The organism is Streptomyces johnsoniae (genome assembly GCF_031845565.1).
In the GTDB taxonomy this organism is placed as follows: domain Bacteria; phylum Actinomycetota; class Actinomycetes; order Streptomycetales; family Streptomycetaceae; genus Streptomyces; species Streptomyces johnsoniae.
This window is the reverse complement of record NZ_JAVREV010000014.1, coordinates 62,263-80,253: the sequence shown is the minus strand read 5'-3', so window position 1 is coordinate 80,253 and position 17,991 is coordinate 62,263. Positions and strand designations below refer to the sequence as shown.

16 protein-coding genes are annotated in these 17,991 nt (G+C 74.5%); 3 read left to right on the top strand and 13 right to left on the bottom strand.

The window, feature by feature from the left end; all coding sequences use genetic code 11:
• Nucleotides 1-281: 281 nt before the first annotated feature.
• Entirely contained in the window at nt 282-572 is a 291-nt protein-coding gene (locus RM779_RS23375; protein WP_311619708.1) for a hypothetical protein, read from the top strand.
• 51 nt (nt 573-623) lie between these two features.
• On the opposite strand, the gene RM779_RS23370 is transcribed toward RM779_RS23375, so the two are convergent.
• A complete protein-coding gene (locus RM779_RS23370) occupies nt 624-1,217 on the bottom strand; it encodes an RDD family protein (protein WP_311619707.1) in 594 nt (197 codons plus the stop codon).
• A 78-nt stretch (nt 1,218-1,295) separates the two neighbouring features.
• The gene (locus tag RM779_RS23365; protein ID WP_311619706.1) at nt 1,296-2,981 is read right to left on the bottom strand and encodes an RDD family protein; all 1,686 of its coding nucleotides are present in this window, start codon (nt 2,979-2,981) and stop codon (nt 1,296-1,298) included.
• Nucleotides 2,982-3,355: 374 nt separating this feature from the next.
• Here RM779_RS23365 and RM779_RS23360 point away from each other — a divergent pair, with 374 nt between their 5' ends.
• On the top strand, nt 3,356-3,796 hold the full coding sequence (locus tag RM779_RS23360) for an SsgA family sporulation/cell division regulator (RefSeq protein ID WP_311619705.1): 441 nt from the start codon (nt 3,356-3,358) through the stop codon (nt 3,794-3,796).
• On the opposite strand, the gene RM779_RS23355 is transcribed toward RM779_RS23360, so the two are convergent.
• From RM779_RS23355 to RM779_RS23310, 10 genes are all read right to left on the bottom strand, one after another.
• On the bottom strand, nt 3,759-4,334 hold the full coding sequence (locus tag RM779_RS23355) for an Lrp/AsnC family transcriptional regulator (protein ID WP_311619704.1): 576 nt from the start codon (nt 4,332-4,334) through the stop codon (nt 3,759-3,761). The two genes, RM779_RS23360 and RM779_RS23355, sit on opposite strands and share 38 nt — an antisense overlap.
• A 395-nt stretch (nt 4,335-4,729) precedes the next feature.
• Nucleotides 4,730-5,560, bottom strand: coding sequence for a S16 family serine protease (locus RM779_RS23350; RefSeq protein WP_311619703.1), 831 nt, complete (start codon nt 5,558-5,560; stop codon nt 4,730-4,732).
• A gap of 9 nt (nt 5,561-5,569) precedes the next feature.
• Nucleotides 5,570-6,214 carry an IclR family transcriptional regulator gene (locus tag RM779_RS23345; protein WP_311619702.1) on the bottom strand — a complete coding sequence of 215 codons (645 nt, stop codon included), beginning with the start codon at nt 6,212-6,214 and terminating at the stop codon, nt 5,570-5,572.
• 406 nt (nt 6,215-6,620) lie between these two features.
• Nucleotides 6,621-8,420 carry a DEAD/DEAH box helicase gene (locus RM779_RS23340; RefSeq protein ID WP_311619823.1) on the bottom strand — a complete coding sequence of 600 codons (1,800 nt, stop codon included), beginning with the start codon at nt 8,418-8,420 and terminating at the stop codon, nt 6,621-6,623.
• 174 nt (nt 8,421-8,594) lie between these two features.
• Nucleotides 8,595-10,121 carry an MFS transporter gene (locus RM779_RS23335; RefSeq protein ID WP_311619701.1) on the bottom strand — a complete coding sequence of 509 codons (1,527 nt, stop codon included), beginning with the start codon at nt 10,119-10,121 and terminating at the stop codon, nt 8,595-8,597.
• 83 nt (nt 10,122-10,204) lie between these two features.
• Nucleotides 10,205-12,535: a xanthine dehydrogenase family protein molybdopterin-binding subunit gene (locus RM779_RS23330; protein ID WP_394813371.1), complete on the bottom strand. Its 2,331-nt coding sequence runs from the start codon at nt 12,533-12,535 to the stop codon at nt 10,205-10,207.
• A complete protein-coding gene (locus RM779_RS23325) occupies nt 12,535-13,788 on the bottom strand; it encodes a (2Fe-2S)-binding protein (protein WP_311619700.1) in 1,254 nt (417 codons plus the stop codon). Before RM779_RS23325 ends, RM779_RS23330 begins: the two co-directional genes overlap by 1 nt.
• Entirely contained in the window at nt 13,785-14,690 is a 906-nt protein-coding gene (locus RM779_RS23320; protein WP_077061111.1) for an FAD binding domain-containing protein, read from the bottom strand. Before RM779_RS23320 ends, RM779_RS23325 begins: the two co-directional genes overlap by 4 nt.
• A gap of 250 nt (nt 14,691-14,940) precedes the next feature.
• On the bottom strand, nt 14,941-15,234 hold the full coding sequence (locus RM779_RS23315) for a DUF3039 domain-containing protein (protein WP_077061110.1): 294 nt from the start codon (nt 15,232-15,234) through the stop codon (nt 14,941-14,943).
• 11 nt (nt 15,235-15,245) lie between these two features.
• Nucleotides 15,246-15,803 carry a YqgE/AlgH family protein gene (locus RM779_RS23310; protein WP_077061109.1) on the bottom strand — a complete coding sequence of 186 codons (558 nt, stop codon included), beginning with the start codon at nt 15,801-15,803 and terminating at the stop codon, nt 15,246-15,248.
• Between the two features lie 128 nt (nt 15,804-15,931).
• Between RM779_RS23310 and murA the strand changes: the two genes are divergently transcribed.
• Nucleotides 15,932-17,251 (top strand): UDP-N-acetylglucosamine 1-carboxyvinyltransferase, encoded by a 1,320-nt coding sequence (gene murA, locus RM779_RS23305; protein WP_311619699.1) that lies wholly within the window; start codon nt 15,932-15,934, stop codon nt 17,249-17,251.
• Nucleotides 17,252-17,349: 98 nt separating this feature from the next.
• Here murA and RM779_RS23300 read toward each other — a convergent pair whose 3' ends face one another.
• Nucleotides 17,350-17,631, bottom strand: coding sequence for an HU family DNA-binding protein (locus RM779_RS23300; protein WP_077061107.1), 282 nt, complete (start codon nt 17,629-17,631; stop codon nt 17,350-17,352).
• Nucleotides 17,632-17,991: the final 360 nt, after the last annotated feature.

Genomic DNA, 17,991 nt, shown 5'->3' with positions numbered 1-17,991 from the left:
GTCCTCCCCTGCGCACGCAGTGATGTGACGGGACGCATTTGACATGAGTGAGACAGAAAAAGACAGACCTTGATTCGGTTTTCCGGGCCAACTACGGTCTTTGACCGGTCTGCTCCGGCCCGAGCCCGTGCGCCCCTGTGCTCCCCCGTGCTCCCGAGCCGTGTCAGGAGCAGGCTTACCGTGGCCCCGGCACGGGCACTCAGGCCCGTAGAACCGTTCGAGAGAGCTGCCCCCCTCCCTCCCGGACGGCCGCCAGCACCCCTTGCGAGGACGGAAACGACATGCCGCACCCGACCCCCGTGCAGATCGCCTACGGTTCGGCCACGGTCATCTCCATCACCTTCTTCTCCCTCTTCCTTGCCCCGGCCGCCTCGGGCCCCGTGGTGGTCCTCATCGCGGTGCTCGCGCTGCTCCTCGGCGCGGCCGTCGCGGTGGCGGCCACCAGGCACACGGCCAGGCACCCGGCCAGGCACCCGGGCGGACGCCGCCGGGACACACCCGGCGGCACGCCGGAGCCGGCGCGCGGCCAGTCGTCGTTCACCGCGCCGGAGCGGCCGGGCGTCCGGGTCTGAACACCCGGCACCGGCCGGGCGACGGCGCCCGGGAACGGCACCCCGCACCGATCAGGCGGCGGAGACCACCACGGTCTTCGCCGCCTTGTCGTGCAGACACTGCCGGTAGGGCCGGTCCCACGTACAGAACAGGACGTTCACCAGCCAGAAGAGGAAGCCGATGCACGGCAGCAGCTGCGGCAGCGAGTAGACCGCGGCGCGCGCCCAGGCGGGATTCCCGCGCGGCACCGCGCCGTCGTCCAGCATCGCCACCCGCACGCGCATCAGCATCTTCCCGAGCGTCTGGCCGCGGGCGCTGAGCATCAGGGCGTCGTAAACGAAGTAGACCAGCAGCACGACCGACTGCTGCACGTAGTTCCCGCTGCCGCCGTTGTCGAAGTCGTAGCCGTCCATGGTCGGCAGCAGGACGAGCGAAACGGGAATGCCGACGATCAGCGCGTCGACGATACGGGCCACCAGACGGCGGCCGAGGGAGGCGAGGGGCGGCATCCCGGCCAGCGGGTCGACGGCGCCACTCGGCCCGCCATACGGATTGGTGCCGTAGGAATCGGTCGGGGGAGGGGCCTTGGGCAGCCCCGCCTCATGCGGGGCGGGGCCGCCCTCCGGCTCGTCGCCGGGGCCGGGTCGCGGCTGCTCGGTGCTCATGAGCGCCAGTCAAACCCGGCCCCCGCGGGCCCGCATCCCGGCGGGGACGATCGGGCCAACCGGCCTGGGCCGACCGGGTCAGTCCTGGCTGCCCGGTGCCTTCATCGTGGCGACGAACGTATCCGCCGCCTTGTCGTGCCAGCACTGGCGCCACGGCCGGTCGCGCAGTGCCCACAGCACGTTCACGATGCCGACCACCAATACACCCAGCAGGCTGTACACCAGCCAGCGCAGCAGCGCCGCCCCGAAGCCCGGCTTCTCCTGCTGCTGGAGGTCGAGCACCCGCAGGCCGAACAGCGCCTTGCCCGGCGTGCGGGCCCACAGCGCGGTCGGCAGCGCCTCGAAGAGCAGCCCGACGCCGAGGAACACCCCGATGACCATGGCGAGGTAGCCGCCCGTGGTCCCGTCGATCAGCCAGATCGTCTCGGTGACACCGGCCCGCTCCGCCGCGTCCACCTGCTCGTCGATGTGGTCGCGGGCGTCGCCGAGCAGCGGCCAGCCGACGGCCACGGCGGCGCCGACGGAGAACAGCGAATCGACGAGCCGGGCCATCAGCCGCCGGCCAAGACTCGCCGGGTACGCCTGCGTGGTCTGGAACCGCCTGACCATCGTCAGGGCCTCGCCCTGATGCGACTGGAGGAACGGCGACTGCTGGGCCTGCGGCGGCTGTTGCTGCTGGGGGTGCGGCTGCTGCTGCGGGTAGCCGTACCCGCCCGGCGCACCGGGGCCACCGGGGCCCGGCTGCTGCTGCGGCGGATAGCCGTACCCGGGCCGCGGGCCCTGCGGCGGCTGTTGCTGCTGGGGGTGCGGCTGCTGCTGCGGGAACCCCTGCGGCTGGGCCTGCTGCGCCGGCGGCACGGGGCCCGCCTGCGGCGGCACGCCGCCCGGGGCCTGCCCCGGGGCCGGCTGGGCCGGCGGGGCGGCAGGCGCGGGACCACCGGTTTGCGCGGGGGTCGCGCGCGGCGGCGCACCCTGGGGCGCACCGGGCGGCGCCTGCTGCGCGAGGTCGCGGACCTGGCGCTCCCACGAGCCGCCCGCGGCGGCGATGTCGGAACGCCGCAGCGTCGTCGTCTCTTCCTTCGCGTCCGGCTCGGGCGCCTTGGGCTCGGGCGCCTTGGGCTCGGGCGCCTTGGGCGCGGGCGCGGCCTGCGGCTCCGGCCGCCGCGCGGGCGGCTGGGAGCCCTCGGCCGAGGGCTGCCGGAACTGCCCGCGGGGGTCGACCCGGCCCGCCGCGGCGACGGGCGAGGTGCTGACGTCCTCGTCCGAGCCCCAGGTGACCCGCCGGTCACCGCTGTCCTGCGACGGCGTGCCGGGCCCTGCCGCCGCCGGCGGTGCCGCGGCACCGCCCGCCGCGGGCCAGGCCGGGGCGGAGCCGGCGCCCGGCTCCTGCCCACCGCCGACCGGGGCCACGTCGCCGCGCCTGCGCACCTCGGGCAGCGCGTCGCCGCCGCCGGAACGTGCCGGGGCGGAGCCGGCGCCCGGCTCGGCGGCGGGCGGCGGGTCCTCGTCGAAGAAGAAGGGCTGCGTCTCGCCGGCACGGGCGGCGGGCACCGCGGGTGCGGCGGCCGGGGCGCTCGCCGCCCCGGACGGCGGCGTGGGCACCGGCTCGCCCTCCCGCGGCTCGGGCCGGCTGCTGCCGGGCACCCAGGCGGTGCCGTTCCAGTACCGGATGTAGCCGGGAATGGACGGGTCCGGATACCAGTTGGGCCCCGGGCCGCCGCCTGCGCTTCCTGAGGGCGGGGAGCCTGCGGGTGGGGAGCTCATCGGTACCGAATCTCCTCGTCCGTGCAGTGCGATTCTCGCTATGGGCTAAGCATGTTACGTCGCTCGCGGACCCTCGTTGCCCGAAGGTCCCGCGACAGCGACCTTAGCCAACTCCCGCGCCGGACGAGAGCCGCCTGCCGTGACCGTGACAAGGTTGGCGCGGTGGCGGACCGTTCCTCCTGGCAGCGGCTCGGAACCGGCCGCCCGTCCGCGCGGGAATCGCACCTGTGATCCCCCGGGCACCCCCGGGCCGGCCCCGGGGGCTCCTGGCAAAAAGTTTGCCCAACCCGCGTAATGATCCGCCCTCTCGCGCCTCTTTCCTTCCGCAAGCCCCGAGGACGCAGCGGAATCCAGGAGAGAAGAGGGCATATCGCATGTACACCACCATCGAGCGGGAGCTCGACCTGAAGCTGGTGCTCTCGCCGGAGCGCGGCATTCCGGTGCCGGCGCGGCTGCTCTACCGGACCGACGACCCCTACGCCGTGCACATCACCTTCCACATCGGCTCCGACGTCCCGGTGTACTGGACGTTCGCCCGCGAGCTGCTGGTCGAGGGCGTCTGCCGGCCCGCCGGGCAGGGCGACGTGCGGGTGTGGCCGACCAAGACGCAGGGCCACGGCGTGCTCTGCCTGGCGCTCAGGTCGCCGGACGGCGAGGCGCTGCTGCACGCCCCGGCCCCCGCGGTCGCGGCGTGGCTGGAGCGCACGTTGCGGCTGGTGCCGCCCGGCACGGAGCCGACGCTGATGAACGTGTCGGACGGCGAGCTGTACGCCCTGTTCACGCTCTCCGACGAGCCGGGGGAGCCGGCCGGTTGAGCCCGCCCCCGCCCGGACCGCGCCCGGAGTCCGCGGGCCCGGCCGGCTTCCCTTCCATGCCCGCCGTGCCCGCCGTGCCCGCCGCATGCCTGACCAGTGGCATGACGCGCAGCGGCACCGGGTTCTCCATGACGATGGCGGTGGCGGACCTGAGGATGCCGTCGAAGCCGACAACCCGGTCGATGACGCGCTGGAGGTCCGCGTTGGAGCGGGCGACCAGGCGGCAGAGCATGTCGCCCTCGCCGGTGATGGTGTGCAGTTCGAGCACTTCGGGCACGCCGCTGAGGTGCCGGCGGACCTCCTCGCCCTGCCCCTGCTTGATCTCCAGGGTCGCGAAGGCGGTCACGGGGAAGCCGAGGGCCGCGGGGTCCACGTCAGGGCCGAAGCCGCGGATCACCCCGCCGGTGCGCAGCTTCTCCAGCCGCGCCTGCGCGGTCCCGCGCGCCACACCCAGGCGCCTCGACGCCTCCAGCACCCCGATGCGGGGCTCCTGCGCGAGAAGCTCAAGCAGCCTGGCGTCCAGTTCGTCGATGGCCATGGCGGGCCTCCTAGCGGGGCGGACTTGCGGGGCGGACTTGCGGGGCGGACTTGCGGCCGGAAAGGAACGCGCGGCGCGGCGCGCGGCGCGTTGGACACCATGCTCAGTCAGCGTGCGCAGAATTGGCCAGCGGGGTCGGCCCGTTCGGCCCGGTGGGCCTGCGCCTGCCTCATCGGATCTTCACCGGGTCCGCGCAGGAAGGGCGACGCGCACACCGGGAGACCCCGTGCCTGCGGGATTTCCCCCCGGGAACTTCCATGCTCCTCCTCGGCGGAAACGAGCGTGAACACGCGAGTCGGGGGAATCAGTAAGAACACCACCCCCCACAGCCGCCCCCGCGACCTGCACTCGCGGGGGCGGCCCACGTTCCGGGCGCGCCGCCGGGTCAGGAGGGCTCAGCAGGAGGGCACGGACTCCCCCGCGGCCAGCGCCCGCAGGTCGGCCACCGCGCCTTCGAGGGTGGCCACGGGCAGCACCCGCAGCCCGTCCGGCGCCTCGGCTGTCGCGTCCGCGCACTCCTCGCTCGGCACGAGGAAGACGGTCGCGCCGTCGCGCCGCGCGGCCTGCGTCTTCAGCGGAACGCCGCCCACCGAGCCGACCGTTCCGTCCGGCTCGATGGTGCCGGTGCCCGCGATGACGCGCCCGTCGGTCAGGTCGCCGCCCGAGCCGTCGCCGCGCAGCAGGTCCACGATGCCGAGCGAGAGCAGCAGGCCCGCGCTCGGGCCGCCGACGTCCGCCAGGTTCAGCTCGATGCTCACCTCGTCCTCGTCGAGGCCCAGGTAGGTGACGGCCGCGGCGACCGCCGCGTGCTGGGAGTCGCGCATCTGGCCCGCGTTGTGCTCCTGGATCTCCTCGCGGCTGTCGCCCACCGGGTAGACCGCCTCGCGCGGCATGACCGCCCGTTCGCCGGAGAAGTAGCCGGTGACGACGTCGGTCAGCCGCACCGTCGCGTCCGGCGACGTCGCGGTGATCGTCGTCATCCGCAGCTCGCCCGCCGGCTCGCGCACCGGGGCGCCGGTGATGGTGATCACCGGCTCGCCGTCGTGCTCGCCGAGCACGTCCGCGGTCGGCCCGGGGCGGGTGACCGAGTACGGCAGCGGGGCCAGCGCCGCGACCGCGAGCAGGGCCGCGACGAGCGCGACGCAGGCGGCGAGCAGCAGCGGGCGGCGCGCGGCTCCGGCGGGCGGTGCGGCGGCGGCCTTCGAGGCGGTCGGAGCGGCGGGCATGGAGGGAATCTAACGCAGCACCGCGGCCACCTCGGACGCGGCCCTGACCACGCGGGGGCCGACCTCGGGCGGCACGGACTCGTTCAGCATGACCACCCCGACGCTGCCCTCGATGCCGCAGTCGGCGGGCAGCGGCGCCGCGGCCCCGCTGGCCCCGGCCTCCAACTCGCCCTGGGTCAGCACGAAGCCGTCCTCCTCCTCGATGTCCTTGCAGCGGCCGGTGAGGATGGCGCGGCCCGCGGCGCCCCGGTCGAGGGCGTGCCGGAAGCCGGTGCGGTAGGCGACGTGGTAGTCGGTCCAGCTGGGTTCGACCACGGCGACGGCGAGCGCGTCGTTGCCGTCCACGACGGTGAGGTGGGCGGTGGCGCCGACGTCCTCGGCCAGCGCCCGCAGCGCGGGCAGGGCGGCCTCCCTGACCAGCGGGTGTACCTGCCGGCCGAGGCCGAGCACGCCCACCCCGACGCGCGCCCTGCCGCCGGCGTCGCGCCGGACCAGGGAGTGCTGTTCCAGGGTGGCGAGCAGCCGGTAGACGACGGTGCGGTTGACGCCGAGCTGTTTGGACAGCTCGGTCACGGTCAGGCCGTGGTCGGTCTCGGCGAGCAGTTTGAGGACACGCAGCCCCCGGTCGAGCGTCTGGGAGGTTTCCGCGGTCACGCACCCTCCTCGTTCGCTTCCCCGGCGGCTCGCTGCCGGGCAGGGATGAAACTGGTCCGCGGCCCGGAGGCCGGGCGTGCGTCACTCACGGCGCCCCCATTCTCTTCTCGGTAGTCCAGGAAGGAATCCCGACGAGTCGGCGGCTGTCGCGGAGGGGCCGGTGCCGCCGGTCCCGTCGGCAGCACGCGGAGCGGGCCGCCGGTTGCGGTAGCAGGTCACACAGTCCGGTTGCGCACCGGGGCGGCTCTGCCACCGGGCGTACGCATGACCGGAAATTTAGCCAGCGGCACCGCTGAGCGGAAGAGGCTGTCCAGAATCCGAGCAGGAAGCGGCGGTTTTCGAACGATATGCGACGAACATCCCTGCGGCCGATGGCTCACCGGCCGATGGCTCACCGGCCGATGGCTCACCGCATGCGCGTGGCCCACTCCTTGACCTTCGCCACGCGCTGCCGCAGCTGCCCCGCCGTCGCCTCGGCGGTGGGCGGGCCGCCGCAGGCGCGGCGCAGCTCGGTGTGGATCACCCCGTGCGGCTTGCCCGACTGGTGGGCGTACGCGCCGACCAGCGAGTTCAGCTCGCGGCGCAGTTCGAGCATCTCCTTGTGGCTCATGACCGGCCGCCGCTCCGCGGGCAGTTCGAGCAGGTCCGCCTCCTCGTCCGGCTTGCGGCGGCTGTGCGCGATCTGCCGCGCCTGCCGCTTGCGCAGCAGCAGACTGACCTGGTCGGGCTCGAGCAGCCCGGGAATGCCGAGGTAGTCCTGCTCCTCGTCGCTGCCCGGGTGCGCCTGCATGCCGAACTCAGCGCCGTCGTACATCACCCGGTCGAAGACGGCCTCCGACTCCAGTGCCTCGAACGGCAGTTGGTCCTGCTCGCCGTCGGGCTCGTCCTGCTGCCGCTCCGCCTCCTCCAGCAAATCGGCCTCGGGCCCGTACGGGTCCTCCTCGCCGTCCCGCTTCGGCTTGTCCAGCACGTGGTCGCGTTCCAGTTCGAGCTCGTGGGCGAAGCCGAGCAGCGACGGGATGGTGGGCAGGAAGACGGACGCGGTCTCGCCGCGCCGCCGGGAGCGCACGAACCGGCCGACCGCCTGCGCGAAGAACAGCGGCGTGGAGATGGTCGTCGCGTAGACCCCGACCGCGAGCCGCGGCACGTCCACACCCTCCGACACCATGCGGACCGCGACCAGCCAGCGGTCCCGCGACTCCCGGAAGTCCTCGATGCGCCGCGAGGCCCCGCCGTCGTCCGACAGCACCAGGGTCGCGGCGTCGCCGGTGATCTCGCGGATCAGCCGGGCGTAGGCGCGGGCCGACTCCTGGTCGCTCGCGATGACCAGGCCGCCCGCGTCCGGCACGGCTCTGCGGACCTCGGTCAGCCGCCGGTCGGCGGCACCGAGCACCGCGGGCATCCACTCGCCCTTCGGGTCGAGCGCGGTCCGCCACGCCTGGGAGGTGGCGTCCTTCGTCATCGGCTCGCCGAGCCGCGCGGCCACCTCGTCCCCCGCCTTGGTGCGCCAGCGCATGCTGCCGCTGTAGGACAGGAAGATCACCGGCCGCACGACGCCGTCCGCCAGCGCGTTGCCGTAGCCGTACGTGTAGTCGGCGACCGAACGGCGGATGCCGTCGTTGCCCTCCGCGTAGGCGACGAACGGGATCGGGTTGGTGTCGGAACGGAACGGCGTCCCGGTCAGCGCGAGCCGCCGCGTCGCGGGCTCGAACGCCTCAAGGCACGCCTCGCCCCAGGACCTGGAGTCCCCGGCGTGGTGGATCTCGTCCAGGATGACCAGAGTCTTGCGCTGCTCGCAGCGGTTGCGGTGCAGCATCGGCCGGACGCCGACGCCCGCATAGGTCACCGCGACCCCGTGGTACTCGCGCCCCACAGGACCCGCGCTGTAGTCCGGGTCCAGCTTGATCCCTATGCGCGCCGCCGCGTCCGCCCACTGCGTCTTCAGGTGCTCGGTCGGCGCCACCACCGTCACCTGCTGCACGACGCGGTGGTGCAGCAGCCAGGAGGCCAGCGTCAGCGCGAACGTCGTCTTGCCCGCGCCCGGGGTGGCGACGGCGAGGAAGTCCCGCGGCTGGGCCTGGAGATACTCCTCCATCGCCGCCTGCTGCCAGGCACGCAGCTTGCTCGCGGTGCCCCAGGGCGCGCGGCCGGGGAAGGCGGGAGAGAGGTGGGAGGAATGCGGGGAGGGCGAGGCGGTGGTGGTCACGGTCTCCGGGTGGGGTGGACGGTGCACGACCGCGCCAGCCTACCGCCGCACCACCGCCCCTCCGCTGCGGTCCATCTCACACCGGGGAGCCGACGGGAGGGGCCGGGAAGCCGACGGGACGCCGACGGGACGCCACCGCAGCGGCGCCGGAACGGGGCGCGGCGCGGGGCTCGTTCACGCCCCCGGCGTGCGCAGGCGCCCGCCGACGACCGTGCCGAGCAGGGCCGCGCTCGCGGTCACCGCGTACACCGCGACGAACGCCCCCGGGCCCACGGCCGTGTCCCCGGCCACCGCGGCGGCGTCGTGCGCGGCGGCCGAGGCGTCCCCGCCGAGCGCGGCGAACAGCGTGCCCACGGTCGTCAGCATCACCACGTTCCCCAGGCTGTCGCACACCTGGAGGGACGCCACGTTCCCGCCGGCCGCCTCGGGCGCGGACAGGCGCAGCACCAGCACGCCCACCGAGGCGGTGACCAGGCCCATGCCGAAGCAGCCGAGCGCCAGCGTCAGCGCGGGCGTCCACACGGGCACCGCGTCGATCAGCACCAGCGGGGTGAGCACCACGCCGCCGGTGATCAGCACGGTGCCGACGCGCACCAGCCGGAACCGGTGCGGCTCCGCCCACGGCCTGGACTGCGTGTACGAGCCGCAGGCCCACAGCCCGCCCGAGGCGGCGAGCGCGAGCCCCGCCTCTGTGTACGACAGGCCGCGCTGGGTCACCAGCATCAGCGGCACGAAGCTCTGCGACGACAGGTACGCCGCCGATATCAGCCCGCGCAGGGCGATCACCGACGGCAGGCCGCGCGCGGCGCGGAACGTGCCGCGCGGCAGCAGCCGCACCGCCGAGGGCGCGAGCAGCGCGAGCCCGAGGGCCACGGGCACCAGCGAGAGCCAGCGCAGCTCCTGCCCGCCGAACTGGAGCAGCCCGGCGCCCACGGACACCGCCCCGGCCAGCCGCAGCCGCCGCCCGTCGAACCGGCCGGCCGGCCGTTCGCCGCCGCCCTCGCCGTTCCGCTCGCCGTTCCGCTCGCCCAGCTTGCGCAGTTGGGGCAGCATCACCATCACCGGCAGGATGACCAGCACGGTGATGCCGAGGAACACCCAGCGCCAGCCGAACTGTTCCGTCACCGTTCCGGCGATCACGGGCCCCACCATGGACGGCACCACCCAGGCCGCGGAGAACGCCGCGAGCGCCGCGGGCCGCAGGTGCTCCGGGTAGGCGCGGCGGACCGTCACGTACAGCGCGACGATGACCAGCCCGCCGCCCACGCCCTGGGCGGCGCGCCCCAGCACGAACGCCCACATCGCCTGCGCGGTGCCGGAGACCAGCAGCCCGGCCGAGAAGGCCGTCACCCCGGCGAGCACGGGGCCGGTCGGGCCCGCCCGGTCGCACCACTGCCCGGAGACGACCATGCCGAGCAGGCTCGTGGTGAAGAACGCGGAGAACGCGAACGCGTAGAGCGAGACCCCGTCGAGTGCCTCCGCCGCGGCGGGCATGGCCGTCCCGATGGCCATGGCCTCGAACGCGATCAGCAATATCGTGCTGACGCAGCCCAGGGTGAGCGCGCGGTACGGGGCGCCGAGCACGCCTCCCGGCACGGCCGCCGCGGCCGCCGCGGATGCCGCGGACGACACGGCGGCGGACGGGGGGCGGGCGGGCGGCGCCCCGGGCCCGGCGTCGGCGCCGGCGTCGGTCTCGTTCATGAGGCTACGGTAAGGAGCAAAACCCGCCCATGCCTATGGTCCGACGGTCGGTGGCCGCCCGGTCGCCGGCCCTGGTCCCGCCGTCAGACCGCGCCGCGCGTCACACCCACCGCGGCCTGCGGACGGATCGGCAGCCGGTTCACCGGGCGGCCGGTCGCCGCCCTGACCGCCGCGGCCACCGCGGCCGGGGAGACGACCACCGGGACGGCGCTCACCGCCTTGGCGCCGAACGGAGCCACCACGTCCCGCTCCTCCACCAGCTTCACGATCCGCACATCCGGCGCGTCCAGCGCGGTGGGCAGCGCGTACCCCGCCAGATCCGCCCGGCGCACCACCCCGCGCACGACGCGCAGATGCTCGGTGAGAGCGGCGCCCACGCCCTGCGTCACGCCCGCCTCGATACGGGCCTCAAGCTGCCTCGGGTTCAGCACGCGGCCGACGTCCTGCGCGATGGCCATCTCCACCACACGCACCGCGCCCAGCTCCACGTCCACGTCCACCACCGCGCGCACCGCGGCGAAGGAGAGACCGACGAACGCGTCGCCGCGGCCCGACTCGTTCAGCGGCTCGGTGGGGTGCGGGCGGCACTGCGCGGTCGCCCACAGCTCCTTGCCCTCCAGGGCCTCGAGAACGGTCGTGCTGAGCACCCCGTCGTAGGAGGTGATCTTGCCGTCGGCGATCGTCAGCAGCTCGGCCGACATCCCGAACTTCGCGGCCAGCGGCTGGAGCAGCTGCGTGCGGACCATCTTCGCGGCCCGCTCCACCGCCCCGCCGGACACCCACGTGTGGCGGCCCCTGCCGCCGGGCCCCGCGACCGGCAGGTCGGTGTCCACCGGCGCCACGTGCACCTCGTCCACGCCCAGCACGTCCTGCACGATCTGGCGCGCCAGCGTCGCGAAGCCCTGGCCGGTCTCCACCGCGGCGCACAGCACCGTGGCCACCGTTCCCTCGACCTTCACCGTGGCCGTCGACACCTCGTCGGCGCCCTCCGCGCCGAGCATGTGCACCATGCCGAGCGCATAGCCCACGCCCCGGCGCACCGCGCCCGGGTCCGCCGCGCCCTCGGGGCCGCCAGGCAGCAGCCAGTCCTCGACCGGGCCGTCCTTGGGCAGCGCCGGCATCGGCGCCTCGCGCACGGCGGCCAGCAGCTCGGCGACCGGGGCGGGGCAGGTGACCGTCTGCCCGGTGGGCAGCGGATCGCCGGTGCCCAGCACGTTCCGCGCGCGCAGCTCGGCCGGGTCGATGCCCAGCTGGGCCGCCAGCTTGTCCATCTGGCCCTCGTACGCGGCGCAGACCTGCATCGCGCCCTCGCCGCGCACGTAGCCCGCGGGCGGATTGTTGGTGCGCACCGCCCAGCCGTCGACCACCGCGTTCGGCACGAGGTAGGGCCCGGCGGCGAACGACACCGCGGCGGCCAGCACCTCGGCCGAGTCGTCCGCGTAGGCGCCCGCGTCCATCAGCACCTGCGCCTCGACCTTCACGAGCTTCCCCTCGCGGTCGGCATGGTGCCAGTAGCGCAGCAGCGTCGGGTGGCGGTGGGCGTGGCCGAGGAACGACTCCTCGCGGGTCGCGGCCAGCTTCACCGGGCAGCCGGTGCGGATCGCCAGCAGCGAGAGCGGCAGCTGGAAACCCAGGTCCTCCCGGTCGCCGAGCGCCCCTGGCACCCCCGTCACGTAGATCTTGACCTGCTCCTGCGCCAGCCCGAGGCAGGCGGCCAGCCGGTCGCGGTCGCCGTGCGGGTCGGTGCTCGCCGTGTAGATCTCCACGCCGCCGTCCGGCCGCGGCACCGCGAGGCCCGATTCGGCGCCGATCGGCGCCGGGTCCTGGCGGCCGATGCGGTACAGGCCCTCCACCACGACGTCGCCGGTGGCCCCCGGGTCGCCGTGCCGCAGCGGAATGTGCCGGACCAGATTGCCGTCCGGGTGCAACGGGGCCGCTTCGAAGGACTTCTCCGGATCGGTCACCGCGTCGAGCACCTCGTACTCGACGACGATGGCCGCGGCGGCGAGCCGCGCGGTCTCCGGGTGGTCGGCCGCCACGGCGGCCACGGGCTCGCCGTGGTACCTGACCAGGTCGGAGGCGAGCGGCGGCCGGTCGGTCACCGTGCGGCCGAGCCCCGCGTCCCCGGCCACCTCCGCGTGCGTGACGACCGTGCGGACCCCCGGCATCCCGGCGGCCTCCGCGGTCTCGATGCCTTTGATGCGCGCGTGCGGGTGCGGGGAGCGCAGCACCGCGGCCCACAGCAGGCCCTCGGCCCACAGGTCCGCGGTGTACGGGTGCGTGCCCGTCACCTTGGCGTCCGCCTCGGCCGGCGCCAGGGAGGTGCCGAGGCCGTGCGGCTCCTGCCGGTCCTGGCCGGGCGCCGCCTGCGCGGCGGGCACCATGGTCACGGCGGCGTCGGCCTGGTCGTTCATCACATGCCTCCTGCCGGGGGCCCGGGCTGATGCGGGATGCGGGGTGCGGCGTCCGCGTCCGCCGGGGCGGTCCGCGGCCCGGCGCCGCCCGCCCCGAACGCGTCCCCGAAGCTCTCGCTCCCGCCGTCCTCCCGCTCGCCGCGGGCGGTGCCGCCCGCGGCGGCGGCACGCTCCTCCACCACCGTGCGCACCGCGTCGAGCACGCCGCGGTAGCCGGAGCAGCGGCACAGGTTGCCGCACAGCGCCTGGCGTGTCTCCACCTCGGTCGGGGCGTGGTTGCCTTCGAGCAGGTCGTGCACGGTCATGGCCATGCCCGGCAGGCAGAAGCCGCACTGCACGGCCGTGGCGGCCAGCGCGCGCTGCACGTCCGAGGGCGCGCCCGCCGCGCCCAGGCCCTCGACGGTGCGGATCTCGGAACCGGCCGCGGTGGCCGCCGGGACCAGGCAGGCGGCGACGAGCCGCCCGTCGACCTGCACGGAACAGGCGCCGCACTCGCCCTGCGCGCAGCCGTCCTTCGCCCCGGCCAGACCGAGGCGCTCGCGCAGCACGTACAGCAGCGATTCGCCGATCCACGCGCCGGACACCGGCCGGTCCACACCGTTGACGCGCAGCACGTACGAGACCTCGGGATGCTCGCTGCGGCTGCCGCCGACGGCGACCTCGACCGGCGGCACGGCCGCCGGGTCCTGCGCGGGCGCCGCTGGCCCTGCGGGCTCGGCGGTCACCGCGGACTCGGCGGGCACCGCGGGCTCGGCGGGGCCGTCCGGATGCGGCTCGCCCGCGCCCGGCGCCGGCCACGGCGCGGGAACGGGCGGCTCGGGGCGGCTCGGGGCGCTCTCGTCCCAGGGCGCCGTGTCGTGACCCGCGGGGGGCACGCCCCGCGGCTCCGCGCCGTCGGCCGGGCGGCGCGCGCCCGCCAGCGCGGCGGCGGCGCCCTGCCCCATCGCGGCGGCACGCGCGGCGGGCGGCCCGGCGGGGGTGTCAGCCGCGCCGGGCGAGGTGAACGGCATGGTCCACTGCCCGGTGGCCCCCGGGTCGACGGTGGCCTCCGCGGTGGCCGGCGGGGCGGCGGCGCGGCCGATCTCGGGGGGCTGGTACCCGTGCCCCGGCGCGGCCAGCGGCTCGCTGCCCGACTCCTGCGGGTACCCGCCCGGCAGCTCTATGAAGGCCGTGGCTTCCGCGTCGTACTCGCCGCCCCAGCCCGGTTGCGGGCCCAGGGCGGCGTGCGGCTCTGGCTGCTGATCGTTGCTCATGCGAGAGCCCTTCCGAGTCCACGGCGGGCGAGAGTTGCCACGGTACGCCTCAAGTGCAGCACGGCGGGGGGTAGTTGCGTGGGCTCGCCACCGTCCCCCGGCACCTCGGGGTCGGGGATGCAGGCCATGCCGACGTACTCACCGAACGCGGCGAGCGCCTCGGGTGCCAGGCCGCGCCGCCCGTCCCAGTCGACCAGCGAGGCCACCCAGCGCTCGGCGTCGAGCGGGCGCAGCGGCATCGGCGCGACCGCGCCGACCGCGCAGCGGACCTCGCGGTGCACCGGATCGAGCACCACGGCCACCGAGGCGACGGAACGGGCCGGGCCGGTGCGGGTGGTGGCCTTCAGGAACGTCTGGGTGGCGTGCAGCAGCGGCACCCGCACGTGGGCCAGCAGCTCCCCGGGCCGCAGCCGGTCCCGTCCGGCCAGCAGGTGGCTGACGGGAACCTGCCTGCCCTCGCCGTCAGGACCGGCGATCAGGAGCGTCGCCTCCAGGGCGGCGAGCACGGGCAGCGTGTCACCGGACGCGGCGGCGGAGATGATGTTGCCGCCCAGCGTTCCCGCGTTGCGCACCTGAGGCGGCCCCGCGGACCTGGCGGCGGCGGCGAGTGCGGGGATGAGCGCGGCGAAGTCGGGGCGGCTCATCCGCGAGTGGGTCAGACACGCGCCGAGCAGCGCGTGCCCGTCCTGATAGGCCCAGCCGCGCAGCTCGGCGAGCCGTCCCAGCCCGACCAGGGCCGCCGGGCGCAGCAGCCCGGCGTTGACGCCGGCCATCAGGTCGGTGCCGCCGGCGACCGGCACGGCCGCGGGCACCGCGGCCAGCGCGGCCACCGCGTCGTCCAGCGTGGCCGGGAGCGCGACGAGCCGGGCCGTCTGCGGTGCATGCGGTGCGTGCGTGCTCAATCCAGCTGCCCCTTTCCGGTCGTCCCGGCCGTGGAGCCGTACGGTACGTGCTCCGGGCCGCGACGTGGCAACTCTGGCATAGATTCCCGCCCCGCCGACGCGGGGGTGGCGAGGGCGTCCACCGGGGGTGGGAGGGCCCGGACGGGCGCCCGAGGCATCTCACACGATCAGGGCATACGGGAATGCCCCGGGCCACCCTCGCGGCCGGCCCGCGGGCCCGGGGCCCGGGACGGGCCGGAACGGGCGGCGGCTACTTCTTGCCGCCGTCCTTGCCGCCGTCCTTGCCACCGCCGAACGAGCCCATCGACTCGTAGATCTCCTTGCAGGTGGGGCACACCGGGTACTTCTTCGGGTCCCGGCCGGGCACCCAGACCTTGCCGCAGAGCGCGACGACGGGGGTGCCGTCCAGCGCGCTCGCCATGATCTTGTCCTTCTGGACATAGTGGGCGAAGCGCTCATGGTCGCCATCGCCGTGCGTCGTCTGCGGAGTGGGCTCGACGAGCGTGCCGGTGCCCGCTCCGCGCTCGGGCTCAAGAGTGCTCATGAGTACCTAGCCTAGTTGAGCGACGGGTCGTCCGGGTATGTTGCGAGCAGCGCCAGAGTCCCGTGCTGGCGGCGCAGGACGGCCCGCCACAGCCGCTCGGGCTCGGGCACGGAGACGTCCCCCGGCTCGGAGTCCACGACGTACCACGCACCGTCGTCCAGCTCGCGTTCCAGCTGGTCGGGACCCCACCCGGCATACCCGGCGAAGATCCGCAGGCTGCCGACCTCGGCGGCCAGCACCTCGGGCGGCGCCTCCAGGTCCACCAGACCGATGGAGCCGTGCACGCGCCGCCAGCCGAGCGGGCCGCTGCCGGGGACGACGGCGAGCGCGAGGGCGGCGTCCAGGGCGACCGGGCCGCCCTGGAAGACGACGCCCGGCTCGCCGGCCAGCGCCGCCCACGGCTGAAGCACCTCGGAGACCCCGACGGGAGTCGGGCGGTTGAGAACGACGCCGAGTGCCCCCTCGCGGTCGTGGTCGAGCATCAGCACCACGGAACGGTCGAAGTTGGGATCGGACAGCGCCGGAGTGGCCACGAGCAGCCGCCCGGTGAGCGAGGACGCCTCGGTCATGCAGGCCATGATTCCCCATCCGTGGGGTACTGGGGAGTGCCGTCCCCGGCCCGCGCCGGGGGCGCGCCCGCCCGGCGCATTACCATTCCGGTTGGTCGCGCATTCCTTCGTTTCAGATCGTGAGTCCCATGACCGACGACGTACTCCTTGTCCACGGCGGCACCCCGATCGAGGGCGAGATCCGGGTCCGAGGGGCGAAGAACCTGGTTCCAAAGGCCATGGTCGCGGCCCTGCTCGGCAGCGCCCCGAGCCGGCTGCGGAACGTGCCGGACATCCGCGATGTGCGGGTGGTGCGCGGCCTGTTGCAGTTGCACGGGGTGACCGTGCGCAGCGGTGAGGAACGGGGCGAGTTGGTGCTCGACCCGTCGCGCGTCGAGAGCGCGAACGTCGCGGACATCGACGCGCACGCCGGCTCGTCCCGCATCCCGATCCTGTTCTGCGGGCCGCTGCTGCACCGGCTCGGGCACGCGTTCATCCCGGGGCTCGGCGGCTGCGACATCGGCGGCCGGCCGGTCGACTTCCACTTCGACGTGCTGCGGCAGTTCGGCGCGGTGATCGAGAAGCGGGCGGACGGCCAGTATCTGGAGGCGCCGCGCGGGCTGCGCGGCTGCCGGATCAAACTGCCCTACCCGTCCGTGGGGTCCACCGAGCAGGTGCTGCTGACGGCGGTGCTCGCGGAGGGCGTCACGGAGTTGTCGAACGCGGCGGTGGAGCCGGAGGTCGAGGACCTGATCTGCGTGCTCCAGAAGATGGGCGCGATCATCTCCATGGACACCGACAGGACCATCCGCATCACCGGCGTGGAGCGTCTCGGCGGGTACACGCACCGCGCCCTCCCCGACCGCCTCGAAGCCGCCTCGTGGGCGAGCGCGGCGCTGGCGACCAAGGGCAGCGTGTACGTCCACGGCGCGAGCCAGCGGGAGATGATGACGTTCCTCAACGTGTTCCGGAAGGTGGGCGGCGAGTTCGAGGTTGACGACGCCGGCATCCGCTTCTGGCACCCGGGCGGCCCGCTGAACGCGATCGCCCTGGAGACGGACGTGCACCCCGGCTTCCAGACCGACTGGCAGCAGCCGCTCGTGGTCGCGCTGACGCAGGCGTCGGGTCTGTCGATCGTGCACGAGACGGTGTACGAGTCGCGGCTGGGCTTCACCAGCGCGCTGAACCAGATGGGCGCGCGGATTCAGCTGTACCGCGAGTGCCTGGGCGGGACGCCCTGCCGCTTCGGGCAGCGCAACTTCCTGCACTCGGCCGTGGTCTCGGGCCCGACGCCGCTCCAGGGCGCCGACCTGGTCATTCCTGACCTGCGCGGCGGCTTTTCCTACCTGATCGCGGCGCTCGCGGCGGAGGGCACCTCGCGGGTGCACGGCATCGGCCTGATCAACCGCGGCTACGAGAACTTCGCGGAGAAACTCGAAGGGCTCGGCGCCAAGGTCGAACGTCCGTAGGCCGGGTACTTCTCGGGCGGGAACGTTTCCGGCCCGGGCAGCGCCAAGGGGTGGCCCTCCGGGACGGAGGGCCACCCCTTGGCGGCTTGTGCCATGGGTCAGTTGCCCTTGGCGGCTTCCTTCAGCTTGGAGCCCGCGGACACCTTGACGCTGTACCCGGCGGGGATCTGGATGGGCTCACCCGTCTGCGGGTTGCGGGCGGTGCGAGCGGCGCGGTGGGTCCGCTCGAAGGTCAGGAAACCCGGAATGGTGACCTTCTCGTCCCCCTTGGCAACGACCTCGCCGACCGTCTCGGCAAAGGCCGCCAGCACAGCGTCCGCGTCCTTCCGAGTCACCTCGGCGCGCTCGGAGAGAGCGGCCACCAGCTCACTGCGGTTCATAATTTCGTACTCCCGTGTTCATCTTGCCAATGAGGCGTGAGATCGAAGCCGATGCTGCCAGGGCCCACTGACAGTCCCCGGACCCGGGTCTGCCTTCCGCAAAACCCCTCGCCCGGGTACGCATCCTGCCCCCACCAGTGGCGGGAAGGCCAATCAGGCACCAGCGGGGTCACACGAAGAGTGCTCGTCTCCTCGCCGGTGACGTTCCCGAGGCTTTGCCTCCCGGTCACCCTAAGGGGCAGCCGCACGGCACCGGCAACCGACTCGCCTAGGCCGTGCCGTTCGGATCTTCGCGGGGCCGCGCCGCCGGCTACGGCACCTCGCTGCGTTGTCGCATCGCGCGAGTACGGCCAAGTACGA